The organism is Brevundimonas sp. T2-11 (assembly GCF_055397675.1).
In genome coordinates this window covers 2006185-2023397 of record NZ_AP027920.1, presented here as the reverse complement: position 1 = coordinate 2023397, position 17213 = coordinate 2006185, and the positions used below count along the sequence as shown (strand labels likewise).

The following is a 17213-nucleotide window of genomic DNA, read 5'->3' as shown; positions in this document are numbered from 1 at the left end:
ATTGCTGACAAGGCTTGGGAATTTATTTTTATTGCTCAGTATTCCGATCAACCGCAACGCAGCATCAGAAGGTCGGCGGCGTGCAGGCGCTGATGACCACGCAGGGGACGTCGCCGACATTGCGGAATCGGTGGGGCAGGGTGCTGGCGAACAGATAGCCGTCGCCCGCCTTCAGCACACGCGACTGACCGTCGACGGTGACTTCCAGACGACCGGAAATGATCAGCCCGCCTTCCTCGCCCTCGTGGGACAGCATGACCCGGCCGCTGTCCGAGCCGGGCTGATAGGTCTCGTAGAGGATCTGCAGGCTGCTGTCCTGACCCGAGCCGAGCTGGCGATAGGAGACCTCGCCGCGCGAGATGTCGGTCAGTTCGTCGTGGCGATAGAAGTGCTTGGTCGGGGTCTCGAACTCGGAGCTGAAGAATTCGCCGAGCGACACGCCCGCCGCATCCAGCAGCCGCTTGAGCGAGCCGACCGAGGGGCTGGTGCGGCCGCTTTCGACCAGGCTGACGGTGCTGGACGGCACCCCCGCCTTGCGCGCCAGGGCCCGCTGCGACAGGCCCAGCCGGTCGCGAAGCGCCCGCAGGCGCGGACCGATGATGTTCTCGTCTTCCATATCGCCGCGCGCCATCTCGCTCATCCTCGCTTGCGGGTCAGCAGGTCATAGGCCGCCCGGGCCATGACCTTGGCCGAGTTGGTCATGTCGTCGATGCCCACCCATTCGTCCGGCTGGTGCGCCAGGTCGAGCACGCCGGGGCCGTAGGCGATGCAGTCCTTCAGCTTGCCGATGCGGTCGACGTGCTTCTGGTCATAGGTGCCGGGCGAGCAGACGAACTGGGCCTTCTTCCCCAGCACCGTCTCGATGGCGGCGGCGGTGGTGCTGGCCACCGGACCGTCGCGGTCGGCCATGCTGGGCGCCACCTGGAACAGGTCGCGCATCTCGTAGCGGAAGCCGTGACGCTGGGCCGCCAGACCGTCGAGGATGGCCTTCACCTCGCCCTTCACCTCCTCCAGCGTCTCCTCGATCAGGAAGCGGCGGTCGATGATCATGCGGCTGGAATCGGCGACGCAGGGGGCAGGCAGGCCGTCGAAGCCCTCGGCCTGACCGCCGTGGATGGAGTTGATGTTCATGGTCGACTGGCGGGCGCCCTCCGGCACGACCGGCATGTCGGAATGGCGGGCGGCCATGGCGGGATAGAGCTTGGATTCAAACTCCTCCATCACCGCGCCCATGTGGCGGATGGCGGAGTCGCCTAGGAAGGGCATGGAGCCGTGGGCGATGCGCCCCTTGGTCTCGATCTCGGCCCACCAGACGCCGCGGTGGCCGATGCAGACCCGGTCCACGTTCAGCGGCTCGGGGATGATGACGTGGTTGACGCGCGGCTCGGAGAACCAGCCGCGCTCGGCCAGATAGGCGACGCCGCCGTAGCCGCCCGACTCCTCGTCCACCGTGCCGGATATTTCCAGCGCGCCGGGCAGGGGCAGACCGGAATCAATCAGGGCCTCGACCGCGATAATGGAGGCGGCCAGCCCGCCCTTCATGTCGCAGGCGCCCCGACCGTAGACGCGGCCGTCCTTCACCTCGCCGCCGAAGGGATCGACGGTCCAGCCGGCGCCGACCTCGACCACGTCGATGTGGCTGTTGAAGTGAACGCAAGGCCCCGGTTCAGAGCCGGTCCAGCGGGCGATGACGTTGGTGCGCGGATACTGGTCGCTGTCGCCCGGCGAGCCTTCGCCGCGCACATATTCGACGGTGAAGCCGCGCTTCTTCAGCCGCTCGCCGATGTATTCGGCGCAGGGGCGATAGGCCTCGCCCGGCGGGTTGATGGTGGGGAAGCGGATCAGATCCTGGGTCAGGGCGACCAGTTCGTCGGTGCGGCCGTCGATCAGGTCCATGACGGTCTGCATGGTGGGGGCGGTCATCAATCGATCCTCACGCGAACTCTGCATCCAGCGCGGCCAGAACCGCGTCGGTCATCTGAAGGGTGGAGACGGGAGCGACGCCGGCTTCAGCGATGTCGGGCGTGCGGACGCCGCTGGACACGACCTGGCGTACGGCGCGCTCCAGCCTGTCGGCCAGGTCGGCGCGGTCGAAGGACCAGCGCAGGCACAGGGCGAAGGACAGGATGGTCGCGATCGGGTTGGCGACGCCCCGTCCCGCGATATCGGGCGCCGAGCCATGGATCGGCTCATACAGGCCCCGGCTGTTGCCGCCCTGGCCCAGGCCGGACAGGGAGGCGGAGGGCAGCAGGCCCAGCGAGCCGGTCAGGGCCGCCGCCGCGTCGGACAGGATATCGCCGAACAGGTTGTCGGTGACGATGACGTCGAACTGGTCCGGGCGCCGGACCAGCTGCATGGCGCAGTTGTCGGCGTACATGTGCGACAGCTCCACGTCGGGATAGTCGGCGGCGACTTCGGTCGCGACGGCCCGCCATAGGGCGCCGGTCTCCATGACATTGGCCTTGTCCACCGAGCAGAGGCGGCGCTGGCGGGTGCGGGCCAGTTCGAAGGCCGTGCGACAGACGCGGGCGATTTCCGCTTCGGTATAGGCCTGGGTGTCATAGGCGCGGCGTTGGCCGTCGGCGCCGACTTCATTGGCGCGCGGCAGGCTGAAATAGACGCCCGCCGTCGCCTCGCGCACGATCAGGATGTCGAGGCCCCGGATCAGCTCGGGCTTCAGCGCCGAGGCGTCCAGCAGTTCGTCGAAACAGACGGCGGGCCGCAGGTTGGCGTAGAGATCCAGCGCCTGACGCAGTCGCAGGATGCCCATCTCGGGTCGTTGGGCGCGGGGCAGGTGGTCCCACTTCGGCCCGCCGACGGCGCCGAACAGGACGGCGTCGGAGGCCAGGGCCTGATCCACCACGTCCTCGGCGATGGGGGCGCCGACGGCGTCGATGCTGGCGCCGCCTGCGAGGGCCTCGCTCAGGTCAATCCGCAGCCCGGCGTCCCTAGCCCAGTCGACGACGCGCAGGGTCTCGCGGATGATCTCGGGCCCGATGCCGTCGCCAGGCAGGACCAGAAGCTTGAAGACGCGGTCAGATGCAGCGGCCACCGTCCACCTCCATGGCCACGCCGGTGATCATCGAGGCGTCGTCCGAGCACAGGAAGGCGGCGGCGGCGCCCATGTCCTCGGGCGTCGAGAAGCGACCGATGGGGATGGAGGCCAGGAATTTGGCGCGCACCTCGGGCGTGTCGGCGCCCATGAAGGTCTTCAGCAGGGGGGTGTCGCCCGCAACCGGGTTCAGAGCGTTCACCCGCACCTGGAAGGGCGCCAGTTCGACCGCCATGGCCCGCGTCGCCGTGATGACCCAGCCCTTGGAGGCGTTGTACCAGGTCAGGTTCGGGCGTGGGCTGACCCCGCCGGTCGAGGCGATGTTGAGGATGGCGCCCGAGCCTTGCGCCTTCATCGCCGGGACGAAGGCCTTCGACATCAGATAGATGGCGCGCATATTGACGGCGGCGATGCGGTCGAAGGCTTCGTCCGACAGTTCGTCCAGCGGCTGCGGCGTGTGGCCGACACCGGCGTTGTTGACCAGGATGTCGACCCCGCCCAGCAGACGCTCAGCGGTCTCGGCGAGCGCGGCCACGTCAGCGGCGCCGGACACATCGACCTTAACGCCCAGATCGGCGTCGCCCCATTCAGCGGCCAGGGCGCGGGCGGCGTCGCCGTTCAGGTCGGCGACGATGACGCGGGCGCCTTCTTCGGCGAAGCGGCGCGCGATTCCGGCGCCGAAGCCGGAGGCCCCGCCCGTGACGATCGCTCGCTTGCCCTCCAGCCGCTTCGATCTGTTCCCCTCCAAGACGCTACTCCCTTGCGCTATCCGTGATGGGCCGCGACGGTCTTCAGGGTGGTGAAGGCGTAGAGCGCCTCGAACCCCTTCTCGCGACCGTGGCCCGATTTTCCGACGCCGCCGAAGGGCAGTTCCACCCCGCCCGCCGCGCCATAGTTGTTGATGAAGACCTGTCCGGCCCGCAGCCGTTTGGCCAGGCGCATCTGCCGCCCGCCGTCGGCGGTCCAGACCCCGGCGACCAGGCCGTAGTCCGTGCCGTTGGCGATGGCGACGGCGTCATCCTCGGTCTCGAACGGGATGACGACGACGGCGGGGCCGAAGATTTCCTGCTGCGCCAGCGGATGATCGGGCGCGACGCCGGCGAACAGGGTCGGGGCGACATAGGCGCCGCCGGACGGCAGGTCGTCCAGCCTCGCCTGGGCGACGATCAGGCCGTCGGCGCGGCCCTTGTCGATGAAGCCCTCGACCATGGCCTGCTGCTTCCTGGACACCAGCGGGCCGACATCGCGGTCGTCCATGGCCGGGCCGACGGTCAGGGCGCTGAAGCGCTCGGCCATGCGGCGCACCACCTCGTCATAGACGCCGCGCTGGACCAGGACGCGCGACCCGGCCGAGCAGGTCTGGCCCGCGTTCTGGACGCCGGCGTTGACGAGGAAGGGCAGGGCCTTGTCCAGATCGGCGTCGTCGAACACCAGTTGGGGCGACTTGCCGCCCAGCTCCAGCGTCACCGGCACGGCGTTGACCGCCGCGGCCTGCTGGATGGCGACGCCCACGCCGGTCGAGCCGGTGAAGGACAGGTGGTTGATCCCCGGATGGGCGGCCAGGGCCGCGCCGGCCTCGGCGCCCGTGCCGGTTACGACGTTCAGCGCGCCTGCGGGCAGGCCGCAGTCGGCGGCGATGTGGGCGAAGGCGAGGGCGGTCAGGGACGCTTGCTCGGCGGGCTTCAACACTACGGCGTTGCCGACGCACAGGGCGGCCACGACCGAGCGGCCGATGATCTGCATCGGATAGTTCCAGGGGATGATGTGGCCCGTCACCCCGTGCGGCTCGCGCAGGGTGTAGACGGTGTAGCCGTCGAGGAAGGGGATGGTCTCGCCGTGCAGCTTGTCCGCCGCGCCGGCGTAGAATTCGAGATAGCGGGCCAGGGCGATCACGTCGTTGCGGGCCTGCTTCAGCGGCTTGCCGACGTCCAGCGCTTCCAGTTCGGCCAGCAGGTCTATGCGGGCTTCGACCTCGCGCCCCATGCGGGCCAGAATGCGGCCGCGCTCGACGGCGGTGGTCCGACCCCAGTCTCCATTGAAAGCGGCGCGCGCGGCGCGGACGGCGGCGTCCACGTCGGCGGCGGTTCCGGCGGCCAGAGCGCCCATGACCTCGCCGGTCGACGGGTTCTCGATCGGCAGGGTCGCGCCGCCGCCTGCGGGGCGCCAGACGCCGCCGATGAAGACCATGTCCGTCGAAAAAGGCGCGACCATTGTTCCGTGCTCATCGCTTTCGTTCGCCGTCGCCAGCGTTACGAAAAGCAGTGGGCACAATTATTGATTACGCAACAAGCCCTTTATGGGCTCGCCCTAAGTCGCTGATTCTGTGTTCGAGGTGATCAATATTTTGATCAAACGCGCCGTGTTGATCACAGCCACGGCTTTGACGGCCCTCACCACGACAGATGCGCCTCGCCTCTCAGGATGGCCTCGGCCTCGGGGCTGTGTTTGGCGTCGGTGCGGTCGTGCAGGACCAGAGGGGGAAGGAGGCGCAGAGGGGCCTTGCCGGTCTTGATCGCCTGAACCAGCACCCGTTTGGCGGGCTGGTCCGCGTAGGGTTGGATGGGACGGATGGCGAAGGAGCCCGCCTTGTCGCCCAGCAGGGCCAGCAGGTCGGCCAGGCGATCGGCGCGGTGGATGACCACGATCTTGCCGCCCTCGCGCACGGATTTCAGCAGGAAGCCGGTCCAGGCCTGCAAGCCGTCGTCGGCCATCCAGGCGCCTGTCTTGCCGGGGCCGGGCGCCCGCAGGGCCCCGGGGTCGTCGAAGAAAGGCGGATTGCTGATCGCCCAGTCGAAGGTCGGCAGGTTTAGAGCGCGAAACCCCTGCGCCACATCGCCGCTGAGAATGGCGATGCGGTCATCGGCGCCGTTGAGCGCGGCGTTCTCGCGCGCCAGGCCGGCGGCGGTCGCATCGCGCTCCAGTCCGGTCAGGGCCACGCCGGGACGACGCGCCGCCACCTGCATCAGCACAGCGCCCACGCCGCAGCCCGCCTCGATCAGCCGGTCGCCCGGCCTGGCGTCCACGGCGGCGGCCAGAAGGGCGGCGTCCATGCCCGCGCGATAGCCCTTCACCGGCTGACGCAGCCGAACGCGTCCGCCCAGCAGGGCGGATTCCGCAACTTCGGCGGCGGCGGTAAGGGTTGACCCGGCTTGACCCATCATGACGCCGCCACCATTGTGCGCCGCATCGCGTTCGGGCAAGCGGATGCGAATGATTTCCGGGCGAATCTTCCCCTTCGCCCTCTGAGTTGAAAGAGATTTTCGTGGACGCAGCTCTCGTCGCCGCTCCCCGCCCCAAGGGCGATGTGGACGCTCTTGTTCGTCTGGCGAAGGACGACATGGCGGCGGTTGACGCCCTGATCATCGCCCGGATGCAGTCCGACGTGCCGGTGATCCCGCTGCTGGCCGAGCATCTGGTCTCGGCGGGCGGCAAGCGTCTGCGTCCCTTGCTGACGGTCGCGGCCGCCCGCGCCATCGGCGCAACGGACGACATTGAAGGGGCCAAGAAGCTGGCCGCCTCGGTCGAGTTCATTCACACCGCCACCCTGTTGCACGATGACATCGTCGACGGCTCGGAAATGCGGCGCGGCAAGGTGGCGGCGCATCTGATCTGGGGCGCCGCCTCATCGGTGCTGGTCGGCGACTTCCTGTTCGCGCGCGCCTTTGAATTGATGGTCGAGACGGATTCGCTGCGGGCGCTCGGCATCCTGGCGACGGCGTCGAGCGTCATCGCCGAGGGCGAGGTGCTGCAACTGACGCGCGCCCACGACCTGAACCTGGATCAGGACACCTATCTGCAGATCATTCGCGCCAAGACCGCCGAACTGTTCGCCGCCGCCGCCGAGTCGGGCGCGGTGGGCGCGGGGGCGACCGAGGAGCAGGTGAAGGCTCTGCGCGACTACGGCATGGCCCTGGGCATCGCCTTCCAACTGGCCGACGACGCCCTGGACTACGGCAGCGACACGGCGACGCTGGGCAAGAACGCGGGCGACGACTTCAACGAGGGCAAGGCCACCCTGCCGCTGCTGCTGGCCGTCCAGCGCACCAAGGGCAAGGAAGACCTGTTCTGGGATCGCGTCATCACCAAGGGCGAACGCACGCCCGAGGACTTTGTCCGCGCCCGTGAACTGATCCTGGGCACGGGCGCGGTCGAGGCGACGCTGGACGCGGCGGCTGACTATGCCGACCGGGCCAAGGCGGCGCTGTCGGTCCTGCCGGTCGGCGATTGGCGCTCGGCTCTGGAAGACCTGGCTGACTTTGCGGTCAGTCGCGCGGCCTGATGCTGCTGTCGCTCGTCATTGCGGGGATGCTGACGGCGGCCCCGCAAGACCTGCCGCGATTCACCATGACGGCCCAGCCGGGCGACGCCTTGAAGGCCGAGCTGTTCCGCCTGGCGCCCGGCGATCCCGACGCCCAGGTCCGCGATCTGCTGGGCGGGGGCGAGGCGGACGCGTTCAATCTCAAGAAAACGGGCGACCTGAGGATGGCCTATCGGCGGGAGACGGGGCCGGGCGCCGGCCTGGTGCTTTACGCCGGAACCGACAGCGAGCACCGGCCCGACGCCGCTTGTCTGCTGACGCGGGTGGCGGCGGGCGACCAGGATAATTCGCGACGCGCGACCGACTGGTGCCTGTCCTTCATCCTGAAGACGGCGCCGACGTTGAATATTCCGCCGGCGCCGCTCTAGGCGGTTTCTACTTCAGCGAAGCGCAGAACTTCTGGATGCGGCGGCAGCCTTCTTCCAGCACGGCTTCCGAGGTGGCGTAGCTGATGCGGAAATAGGGGCTGAGGCCGAAGGCGGCGCCCTGGACCACGGCCACGCCCTCGGCGTTCAGCAGTTCAGCGGTGAAGACCTCGTCGTCGGCGATGACCACGCCCGATTCCGTCGTCTTGCCGATCAGGCCCTCGATCGAGGGGTAGACGTAGAAGGCGCCTTCAGGCGTGGGGCAGCGAACGCCCGTGGCCTGGTTCAGCATGGACACCACCAGATCGCGGCGCTTTTCGAAGGCGGCGGCGCGTTCGGCCAGGAAGTCCTGCGGACCGTTCAGGGCCTCGACGGCGGCCCACTGGCTGATGGACGAGGGGTTGGACGTCGTCTGGCTGGCCACCTTGCGCATCAGGTCGATCAGCGGCTTGGGGCCGCCCGCATAACCGATGCGCCAGCCGGTCATGGCATAGGCCTTGGACACGCCGTTGCAGGTCAGGGTGCGGTCGTAGAGGTCCGGTGCGACCTGGGCGATGGTGACGTAGTCGAAGTCGCCATAGACGAGGTGCTCATACATGTCGTCGGTCAGGATCCAGACCTGCGGGTGCTTGCGCAGCACCACGGCCAGGGCTTCCAGCTCGGCGCGGGTGTAGCCGGCGCCGGTCGGGTTCGACGGCGAGTTGAGGATCAGCCACTTGGTGCGCGGCGTGATGGCGGCGTCCAGCACCTCGGGGCGCAGTTTGAAGCCGTCGGCTTCCTCGCCGATCACGGTGACGGGCTCGCCGCCGGCCAGCAGCACCATATCCGGGTAGGAGACCCAGTAGGGCGCCGGCACGATGACTTCGTCGCCGGGGTTCAGGGTGGCCACGAAGGCGTTGTAGATCACCGGCTTGCCGCCCGAAGCGACGTGGATCTGGTTGGTTTCGTACTTCAGGCCGTTTTCGCGCGCGAACTTGGCGACGATGGCGGCCTTCAGCTCGGGCATGCCGTCGGCGTCGGTGTACTTGGTTTCGCCGCGTTGGATGGCCTCGATAGCCGCCGCCTTGATGTTTTCCGGGGTGTCGAAGTCCGGCTCGCCGGCGCCCAGGCCGATGACGTCGCGGCCCTGACGTTTCAGCTCGCGCGCCTGTGCGGTCACGGCCAGGGTGGCCGACGGCTTGACGCGGGCGAGGGAGGCGGACTGAAGGCTGGACATATCTATCCCGTCTGGTGGATGTGGTGAGAGCCGGGGAGGCGAGGCTTGATACGCAACCCGGCGCGGGCGCACAACGTTTGTGCGCCTTGCGGACGATCAAAAGGCGATTTGGGCGAAATTAATGCGGCGGATCGTCGAATTTCTGCTGAATATGGAGGCCCAGCGGTGGCGAACCCTGCTGGTCAGCCTGCTGCTGCTCGGGGGAATCATCGCCCTGTTCGCCTTTGGCAAAAGCCATTTCACCCTGGGCGCCGAAGAGAAGCTTGAGGCCTGGCTCGAGGGCTATCGGGTCGGACCCTGGGGACTGGTCGCGGCCATTGTCGTCTTCACCCTGTCGGCCTTTCTGGGGGTGCCGCAGTTCATCCTGATCGCCGCCTGCGTGGTGGCCTTTGGGCCGTGGTTCGGTTTCCTCTACAGCTGGATCGCCACGGTGGCGTCCGCGGCGGTCACCTACTGGCTGGGGCGCGGCCCCACGGCGCGGGCGCTGGAACGCTTCGGCGGCGGGGCCGTCGAGCGACTGCAGCGGTTTGTCGGCCGCAACGCCTTTTCCGCCAGCTTCATCATCCGCAACGTGCCCTCGGCGCCCTTCATCGTCGTCAACATGGCGTTCGGCGCGGTGCGCGCCTCGTTTCCGGGGTATCTGGCGGGCTGCGCCCTGGGGGTGCTGCCCAAGACGGCCCTGGTCGCCTTCTTCGGCGGCTCCTTCATGGCGGCGGTGTCGGGCGACGGGGTCTGGACCTCCTTGATCCTGGCCGGGGTCGCCATAGGCTGGCTCGCATTGATGATGGTCGTGCGTGAAGTGGTGAAGCGTCGCGAGGCGGCGCGGCTGTCAGATCTGGACTGAACGGGAGACGACCATGCTGAAGCTCTATTATTCGCCCGGCGCCTGCGCCATGGCCTCGCACATCGCTCTGGAAGAGGCGGGCGCCGACTATGAGTTGCAGAAGATCGACCTGCGACAGGGCGAACAGCGCACCCCGGAGTATCTGGCGATCAATCCGGCGGGCGTGACCCCGGCCCTGGCGACGGCCCAGGGCGTCATCACCCAGAACGTCGCCATCCTGGCCTATGTCGCCCAGACCTGTCCGCAAGCCGGTCTGGCGCCGACCGAGGCCTACGCCTTCGCCCGGATGCAGGCCTTTAACGCCTGGCTGGCCTCGTCCCTGCACCCGGCCATCGGCAAGGTGCTGTTCTCGCGCCCGCCGCTGGAGGGGGCGGCGCGCGCCGAAGCGCTGGAGCAGGCCCTCGCCAGGTATGATCTGGCGGAACAGCATCTGCTGGTCGGCCCCTGGGCGCTCGGCGCGGATCATTCGGCGACGGACGGATATCTGATGGTCTTCACCCGCTGGGCGCGTCAGGCGGACCTGCTGGACAAGGTTCGGTTCCCCGGTCTGAACGCCCATCTGGACCGGGTGCAATCGCGTCCCGCCGTTCAGCGGGCGCTCGCGGCCGAGGGGCTGTCGGCGATCTGACGCGTCGAGGCGCAAGCGGGGCTGGAAAGCTTGAGCGGACGGGCTTTCAAGCCTTGCCGTGACAAGGCTGTGATCGGCGAGTCATAGGCGCTTGCAATCGACGCGCCATGCGGGCAAACGGGCCTGTAGTCGGCTCGGCGAGGACGATCAGGATGGCCCGGCGCACATGGGTGCGCAGGGCAGGGGCGTCGCCACAGCGGACGAACAAGACTCACGCCCTACCAGGCCCGAACAAGCGGTAACCGACGCCCATGCTTTCACCCCTCTTCGGCATGATCTCCAATGACATCGCGATGGATCTGGGTACGGCCAACACCCTGATCTACATGCGCGGCAAGGGCATCGTCCTGAACGAACCGTCGGTTGTCGCCCTGCGCAACGTCGGCGGCCGCAAGATCGTCCATGCCGTGGGCCTGGAAGCCAAGCAGATGCTGGGCCGTACGCCCGGCCACATGGAAGCCATCCGCCCGATGCGCGACGGGGTCATCGCCGACTTCGAAGTCGCCGAAGAGATGATCAAGCACTTCATCCGCAAGGTTCACAACCGCAAGGGCTTCGTGAACCCCAAGATGATCGTCTGCGTCCCGTCGGGCGCCACGGCCGTCGAGCGCCGCGCCATCAATGATTCCTGCCTGAACGCCTCGGCCCGCCGCGTCGGCCTGATCGACGAGCCCATGGCCGCCGCCATCGGCGCCGGCCTGCCGATCCATGAGCCGACCGGTTCGATGGTCGTCGACATCGGCGGCGGCACGACCGAGGTGGCCGTCCTGTCGCTGTCGGGCATCGTCTATTCGCGTTCGGTCCGCGTCGGCGGCGACATGATGGACGACGCCATCATCAGCTACATGCGCCGCAACCATAACCTGCTGATCGGCGAAACGACCGCAGAGCGCATCAAGAAGGACATCGGCACCGCCCGCGTCCCGGCCGACGGCGAAGGCCTGTCGATCGAGGTCAAGGGCCGCGACCTGATGCAGGGCGTGCCGCGCGAAGTGAAGATGAGCGAGCGTCAGGCCGCCGAGGCCCTGGCCGAGCCGGTCTCGCAGATCGTCGAAGCCGTCAAGGTCGCGCTGGAAGCCACGCCGCCGGAACTGGCCGCCGACATCGCCGACAAGGGCATCATGCTGACCGGCGGCGGCGCCCTGCTGCGCGGCCTGGACGTGGAAATCCGCGACCATACCGGCCTGCCGGTCCAGGTGGCCGACGATCCGCTGTCCTGCGTCGCCATCGGCTGCGGCAAGGTGCTGGAGCACCCGTCGTGGATGAAGGGCGTCCTCGAGTCCTCGCTCTGAGGCTGAACAGCCTGTCGCAGGGGGCCATTCTTCGGGAATCGGTTTTTTGCGATAGGCTCTCATCACCGGCGAGCAAGGGCTCGTCGGTTCCGGATCTCTAGGTAGGAAGGCTGGCCGTGGCGTTTCGCGACGGACCGTTCGAGAACATCAAGGTGCCGCTGGCCTGGACGGCGGCGGTCGTGGTCGTCGTCGGCATCGTCGGCGCGGCCATGCTTCTGCTTGGCGACAGCCGCGGCAGCCAGGGCGAAGGCTATGCGCCGGCAAGGGCCGGGTTCGAGACCGGCGCCGCGCCGGTGGGCGGCGTTCTGTCGGCGCCTGTGCGCTGGACCGGCAACGCCGTCGATTACGTCAAGGGCTACTTCTTCGCGGTAAGCGAGAACCGGCGGCTGCGCGCCGAGATCGTCGAACTGAACGCCTGGCGCGATGAAGCCCTCGCGCTGAAGAACATCAACGGCCGCTATGAACAGATGCTCGGGGTGAAGACCGAGCCGCCGATTCCCATGGTCACGGGGCTGGCGATCACGGATGCTCGCGGTCCTTTCGCCCGGTCGCGTCTGTTGAATATCGGCGCCGCCAAGGGCGCGCGTGTCGGCAATCCGGTGTTGAGCGAACATGGCCTGGTCGGTCGCATCATGGGCGTGTCCGCCGGCAACAGCCGGATGCTGCTGTTGACCGACGTTGCGTCGCGCACACCGGTTCTGGTCGAGCGTACTGACGCCCGCGCGATGCTGACCGGCGACGGCAGCGGCAGCCCGCGTCTCGACTATGTTCGCGGCCAGGGGGCGGTGCAGGAAGGCGATCGGATCATGACTTCGGGCGACGGCGGCGGTTTCCCGCGCGGCCTGCCCATCGGCGTGGCCGCCAAGGGCGTCGACGGAACCTGGCGCGTCAAGCTGTTCAGCGACCGCACCGCTATCGACTATGTCCGCGTGCTGCTGTTCCAGGACTTCAGCCAACTGGCGGACCAGAACGCCCTGAACGCGCCGCCTCTGGCCAGCCTGGCCGCCGCACCGCCGCCGACGCCCGCCCAGGCGGCCGCCATTCAGGACGTGGCCACGCGCCGCGCCGCCGCCGCCGCCGCCACGGCCGAGCGGGTCCGCGCCGCCAACGCCGTCCCGCCGCCCGCGCCCGTTCCGGCACCCGTTGCGACGGCGACCGCTCCGGCGCGAACCCAGGCCACGGGCACGTCACGTCCCGCCGCCGCCCGTCCGACGACGGCTCAACCGCGACCCGCCGCGCCTCCGCCCGCCGCCGCCACGGCCGACGCCGAACCCGCGCCCGCAGGAGCCGTGGAGTGAGACGGGCGATCACGGTCCGCGTCGTCGGTCCGCTGCAATGGATCGTCTATCCCGCCCTGTCGGCGATTGCGGTCACGGTGCTTCTGGCCATTCCGTTTCGCCTGTTCGGCCTCAACCTGCCTGAGCCGGTGTTTCCGATCGTCCTGGCCTTCGCCTGGCCTCTGATCCGACCGTCCATGCTGGCGCCGGCTGTCCTGTTCGGCCTCGGACTGTTCCTGGATCTGTTCTGGGGCGGGGCCCTGGGCCTGTGGCCGCTCAGCCTGCTGGCCGTCTATGGCGCCATTCTGCTGGCCTCGAACTTCCTGGCGGGGCAGGCGACCATCGTCCTGTTCGCCCTCTACGTCGCCTCGACGGGATTCGCCTTCTTCCTGGCCTACATGATCACTACCTTGAGCCTGGGGAATGCGCCGAGCATCCTCGCCGTTCTGGGGCAGGTCGTGCCGACGTTGTTGCTCTTCCCTCTGGCCGACTGGCTGATCCAGCGATTTGACGACGCCGACGTGCGCTTCCGATGAGCAGCGAACCTCACATCTTCTTCTCGGACGTGAACGAGCGGCAGGGGTCCTTCCTGCGGCGCACCTTCCTGCTGGGCGGGGGGATGGCGCTGGGGACGGTGGCCCTGGTCGGTCGTCTGGCCCAGCTGCAGATCGTCAAGGCCGAGGAATACGCCACCCTCGCCACCAACAACCAGTTCAACTTCCGTCTGGTCCCGCCGCCGCGCGGCCTGATCAAGGACCGCAACGGCGTGGTCGTGGCCGGCAACCGGCCCAGCTTCCGTGTCCTGGTCGTCCGCGACGAGACCAAGGATCTGGATCAGACGCTCGATCTGCTGGGCCAGTTGCTGCCGGACACCCTGGAGCGCCGCCGCACCCTGATCCGGGAAATCAACGCCGCGCCGCGCTTCTCGCCTGTTCCGGTCAAGTCGGACCTGACCTGGGAGGAATTCTCCAAGGTCAATCTGCATGCGGCCGAGTTGCCGGGCGTCATGGCCGACATGAACGAGGCCCGCTATTATCCGTTCGGCGGGGCCTACGCCCATGTGATCGGCTATGTGGCCAAGGTTTCTGACCGCGACGTCAAGGCGATCCGCGACAAGGGCGAACAGCCGCCTTCCATTCTGTTCAACCCGGGTTTCCGCATCGGGCGTCAGGGCATCGAGAAGTCGCTGGACACCGACCTGCGTGGTGAAGCCGGCGGCAAGCGGGTCGAAGTGGATGCCCGCGGCCGCGTGGTGGCCGAGGACGTCGCAGGATCACGCCCGGCCGTGAAGGGGGCCGAAGTCGTTCTGACCCTCGACAACGACGTTCAGAACCGCGCCCTGGAGGTTTTCGGCGAGGAGGCCGGCAGCTGCGTCGTCATGGACGTGCGCAACGGCGACATCCTGGCCATGGTGTCGTCGCCGTCGTTCGATCCCAACCTGTTCGTCTCGGGCGTGCCGTCGAAGATCTATCGCGCTTTGGCGGACTATGAGCGGCGGCCCCTGCTGGACAAGGCCCTGGGCGGCACCTTCGCGCCCGGCTCGACGTTCAAGCCTGTCGTCGGTCTGGCGGCCATGAAGCGGGGCTGGGACCCTAACCGCCGCGTGGTCTGCAACGGCAGCTTCTTCCTGGGGCGGCGCTTCGCCTGCCTCGGGCGGCACGGCGCGCTCGACATGCGCGGCGCCATCAAGGCCTCGTGCAACGTCTACTTCATGACCGTGGCGACCGAGTTCGGGCCGGACGCCATCGCCGAAACCGCGCGCGAAATGGGCTTTGGCCAGAGCTTCGATATTGGCCTGACGGGTCAGAAGGTCGGCCTGGTGCCTGATCGTGAATGGCGGCGGCGCAATCCCGTGCGCGGCGACGGCAAGTGGTATCCCGGCGAGACGCCCAGCTATGGCATCGGGCAGGGGGCGCTGACCGTCAACGCCCTGCAACTGGCCGTCTACACGGCGCGCATCGCCAACGGCCGAAAGGCGGTGACGCCGCGTCTGATCAAGTCGGTCGGCGGGGTCGAGCAGACGGCGGGCGCGGACTTCGCCGACCTGCCGTTCGACGCCGCCATGCTGCAGGTTCTGCGCGACGGCATGGAGGCGGTGACGGACGTGGGCGGCACAGGTTTCCGCAACAGCCAGTTGGGGCTCGGCGCCGTACGCATGGCCGGCAAGACCGGCACCGCCCAGGCCCAGAACTATGGCTCGGGCTCGCGCAAGGGTGCGGGCAGGCCCTGGGCGCAGAAGGACCACAACCTCTTCATCGCCTACGCCCCGACGGACAATCCTCGCTACGCCGTCTCGGTGATCGTGCAGCACGGCGGCCTGGGCGGCGGCACCGCCGGCGCGCCCCGTGCCCGCGAGGTCATGAAGGTGGCCCTGTTGAAGGACCCCGAGATCCGCGCTCGCATCGAACAGGCGGGCTTTGAAGCGCCAGAGGACGCCGGCGCCCGCGAAGCTGAAGCGCGTGGGGAACCCGTGGACGCGCCTGTCATCGACGCGCCTGTCATCGACCAGGCCGCCCCGCCGCCGGAGCCCGTTCAGTGACCGCTTCAGCCCTGTCCCGTCCCGGCGAACGCGACCGGATTTCCAGCAAGCTGGCCGAGCTGGACTGGCGCGTGGTCGGCCTTTTGTGCGTTCTGGCCGGCATCGGTACGGCCATGCTGTATTCCATCGCGGGGGGCAGCTGGTCGCCCTGGGCGTGGAAGCACCTTCTGCGCTTCGGCGTCCTGCTGGTCGCCATGATCGGTCTGGCCATGGTCCACCCCAAGTGGTGGTTCCACGCCGCCTATCCGCTTTACGGCGTACTGCTGTTGCTGGTGCTGATGATCGAGTTCACGCCGCTGGGCTACACCGCCGGCGGGGCCAAGAACTGGCTGAACCTGGGCTTCATCCGCATCCAGCCGGCCGAGTTCGTCAAGATCGGCCTCGTTCTGGCTCTGGCCCGTTGGTACCACGGCCACTCGGCCCAGGACGCCCGCTGGTCCTGGAAGCTGCTGATCCCGGCAGGCATGATCGGTCTGCCCTTCCTCCTGGTGGCCAAGCAGCCTGACCTGGGCTCGGCCATGGTCATCGGCCTGACCGGCGCGGCCGTCATGTTCATGGCGGGGCTCAGCTGGCGCGTCATCGCAGCCGGTGTCGCCGCAGCCGTGGCCGTCATTCCGCCCTTCGTCATGTTCGTCATGCACGACTACCAGCGCAACCGGGTCCTGACCTTCCTGAATCCCGAGGCCGACCCCTCGGGCACCGGCTACAACATCATCCAGTCCAAGATCGCCCTGGGTTCGGGCGGCCTGCTGGGTAAGGGCTATGGACTGGGCAGCCAGAGCCAGCTCGAGTTCCTGCCGGAACGCCATACCGATTTCATCTTCTCGACTGTGTCGGAGGAGTTCGGCTTCGTCGGCTCCTTCACCGTCCTGGCCTGCTATCTGGCGTTGATCCTGATTTCGCTGCGGATCGCGGCCCTGTCTCACAGCCATTTTGGCCGCATCAGCGCTGCGGGCATGACGGCCTTTCTGGCCATCTTCATCCTGATCAACGGGGCCATGGTGATGGGCCTGGCGCCGGTCGTGGGCGTGCCCATGCCGCTGCTGTCCTACGGCGGGTCGACCATGATGACGGTGATGATCGGCTTCGGCCTGATCCTGTCGACCCACGTCCACCGCTATGTCGAGCTGCCGAAGGGGCAGGGGCTGTTCTGATCGCGGCTTCAGGCGTTAGGCTGAGACCATGACTGATAAAGCCCCCGAACCCGCCGCCATCCCCAAGGCCGATCCCTCGATGTTCTCGGACTGCGGCGACACGCCCTGTCCGCAGCCGGTCATGGCCGACCCCAAGAACGAGGCGGCGGTCCTGGCCGAGGGCGTGCGGATGCGCAACAACCCCGCCGAATGGGCCTTCGTGCGCCTGTCCAAGCTGATCGAGGAGTTCGAGGCCAAGCTGGACAAGGACGAAGAGATCGGCGCCCGTGTCGTCGGCCTGCCGGGCGAGGGCACGATGCAGATCGTCGATGTCGGTTTCTGGGGGCCGGACCTGATCATCTTCTTCGGGCGCAACGCCGACGGAAAGCCGGTGCGCCTGGTCCAGCATTACACCCAGCTCAACGTCGTCCTGGCGGCCATCAAGAAGCCCGAGGAGCGTGAGGCGCGCCGCATCGGTTTCCAGCTCAACGAAATGGTGATGAAGACCAATCCGCAAGCGGAACAGGCGACGCGCGCATCCGTCTGACG

The 17213-nt window shown here is 68.0% G+C and carries 17 protein-coding genes; 10 read left to right on the top strand and 7 right to left on the bottom strand.

All coding sequences use genetic code 11. The features are described from left to right. Positions 1–64: 64 nt before the first annotated feature. From ACZ5XO_RS10090 to ACZ5XO_RS10065, 6 genes are all read right to left on the bottom strand, one after another. Positions 65–631 carry a cupin domain-containing protein gene (locus ACZ5XO_RS10090; protein ID WP_464162223.1) on the bottom strand — a complete coding sequence of 189 codons (567 nt, stop codon included), beginning with the start codon at positions 629–631 and terminating at the stop codon, positions 65–67. A 5-nt stretch (positions 632–636) separates the two neighbouring features. Beyond that, entirely contained in the window at positions 637–1923 is a 1287-nt protein-coding gene (locus tag ACZ5XO_RS10085; protein WP_464162222.1) for an acetylornithine deacetylase/succinyl-diaminopimelate desuccinylase family protein, read from the bottom strand. Positions 1924–1933: 10 nt separating this feature from the next. Continuing rightward, complete coding sequence (leuB, locus tag ACZ5XO_RS10080; RefSeq protein WP_464162221.1) at positions 1934–3052, bottom strand: 3-isopropylmalate dehydrogenase; 1119 nt, start codon at positions 3050–3052, stop codon at positions 1934–1936. Further along, on the bottom strand, positions 3036–3800 hold the full coding sequence (locus ACZ5XO_RS10075; protein WP_464162220.1) for a glucose 1-dehydrogenase: 765 nt from the start codon (positions 3798–3800) through the stop codon (positions 3036–3038). The genes leuB and ACZ5XO_RS10075 overlap by 17 nt, the downstream gene beginning before the upstream one ends. Positions 3801–3817: 17 nt before the next feature. Next, entirely contained in the window at positions 3818–5263 is a 1446-nt protein-coding gene (locus ACZ5XO_RS10070) for an aldehyde dehydrogenase family protein (protein ID WP_464162219.1), read from the bottom strand. Between the two features lie 179 nt (positions 5264–5442). Next, entirely contained in the window at positions 5443–6213 is a 771-nt protein-coding gene (locus tag ACZ5XO_RS10065) for a tRNA1(Val) (adenine(37)-N6)-methyltransferase (RefSeq protein WP_464162218.1), read from the bottom strand. Positions 6214–6356: 143 nt separating this feature from the next. Here ACZ5XO_RS10065 and ACZ5XO_RS10060 point away from each other — a divergent pair, with 143 nt between their 5' ends. Both ACZ5XO_RS10060 and ACZ5XO_RS10055 read left to right on the top strand, forming a co-directional pair. Beyond that, complete coding sequence (locus ACZ5XO_RS10060; RefSeq protein WP_464164902.1) at positions 6357–7331, top strand: polyprenyl synthetase family protein; 975 nt, start codon at positions 6357–6359, stop codon at positions 7329–7331. Next, the gene (locus tag ACZ5XO_RS10055; RefSeq protein ID WP_464162217.1) at positions 7331–7738 is read left to right on the top strand and encodes a hypothetical protein; all 408 of its coding nucleotides are present in this window, start codon (positions 7331–7333) and stop codon (positions 7736–7738) included. Before ACZ5XO_RS10060 ends, ACZ5XO_RS10055 begins: the two co-directional genes overlap by 1 nt. 7 nt (positions 7739–7745) lie before the next feature. Here ACZ5XO_RS10055 and ACZ5XO_RS10050 read toward each other — a convergent pair whose 3' ends face one another. After that, on the bottom strand, positions 7746–8951 hold the full coding sequence (locus ACZ5XO_RS10050) for a pyridoxal phosphate-dependent aminotransferase (RefSeq protein WP_464162216.1): 1206 nt from the start codon (positions 8949–8951) through the stop codon (positions 7746–7748). A gap of 121 nt (positions 8952–9072) precedes the next feature. On the opposite strand from ACZ5XO_RS10050, the gene ACZ5XO_RS10045 reads away from it, so the two are divergent. The 8 genes from ACZ5XO_RS10045 to ACZ5XO_RS10010 all read left to right on the top strand — a co-directional run bounded on the left by ACZ5XO_RS10045 (position 9073) and on the right by ACZ5XO_RS10010 (position 17211). Beyond that, positions 9073–9795 carry a TVP38/TMEM64 family protein gene (locus ACZ5XO_RS10045; RefSeq protein ID WP_464162215.1) on the top strand — a complete coding sequence of 241 codons (723 nt, stop codon included), beginning with the start codon at positions 9073–9075 and terminating at the stop codon, positions 9793–9795. Between the two features lie 13 nt (positions 9796–9808). Then, positions 9809–10423: a glutathione S-transferase family protein gene (locus ACZ5XO_RS10040; RefSeq protein ID WP_464162214.1), complete on the top strand. Its 615-nt coding sequence runs from the start codon at positions 9809–9811 to the stop codon at positions 10421–10423. Positions 10424–10674: 251 nt separating this feature from the next. Further along, the gene (locus ACZ5XO_RS10035) at positions 10675–11715 is read left to right on the top strand and encodes a rod shape-determining protein (RefSeq protein ID WP_105563262.1); all 1041 of its coding nucleotides are present in this window, start codon (positions 10675–10677) and stop codon (positions 11713–11715) included. 116 nt (positions 11716–11831) lie between these two features. Continuing rightward, positions 11832–13013, top strand: coding sequence for a rod shape-determining protein MreC (gene mreC / locus ACZ5XO_RS10030; RefSeq protein WP_464162213.1), 1182 nt, complete (start codon positions 11832–11834; stop codon positions 13011–13013). Then, positions 13010–13528: a hypothetical protein gene (locus tag ACZ5XO_RS10025; protein WP_464162212.1), complete on the top strand. Its 519-nt coding sequence runs from the start codon at positions 13010–13012 to the stop codon at positions 13526–13528. Before mreC ends, ACZ5XO_RS10025 begins: the two co-directional genes overlap by 4 nt. Then, on the top strand, positions 13525–15531 hold the full coding sequence (gene mrdA / locus ACZ5XO_RS10020) for a penicillin-binding protein 2 (RefSeq protein ID WP_464162211.1): 2007 nt from the start codon (positions 13525–13527) through the stop codon (positions 15529–15531). The genes ACZ5XO_RS10025 and mrdA overlap by 4 nt, the downstream gene beginning before the upstream one ends. Beyond that, positions 15528–16685: a rod shape-determining protein RodA gene (gene rodA, locus ACZ5XO_RS10015; protein WP_464162210.1), complete on the top strand. Its 1158-nt coding sequence runs from the start codon at positions 15528–15530 to the stop codon at positions 16683–16685. The genes mrdA and rodA overlap by 4 nt, the downstream gene beginning before the upstream one ends. 28 nt (positions 16686–16713) lie before the next feature. After that, positions 16714–17211 carry a DUF6173 family protein gene (locus tag ACZ5XO_RS10010; protein WP_464162209.1) on the top strand — a complete coding sequence of 166 codons (498 nt, stop codon included), beginning with the start codon at positions 16714–16716 and terminating at the stop codon, positions 17209–17211. Positions 17212–17213: the final 2 nt, after the last annotated feature.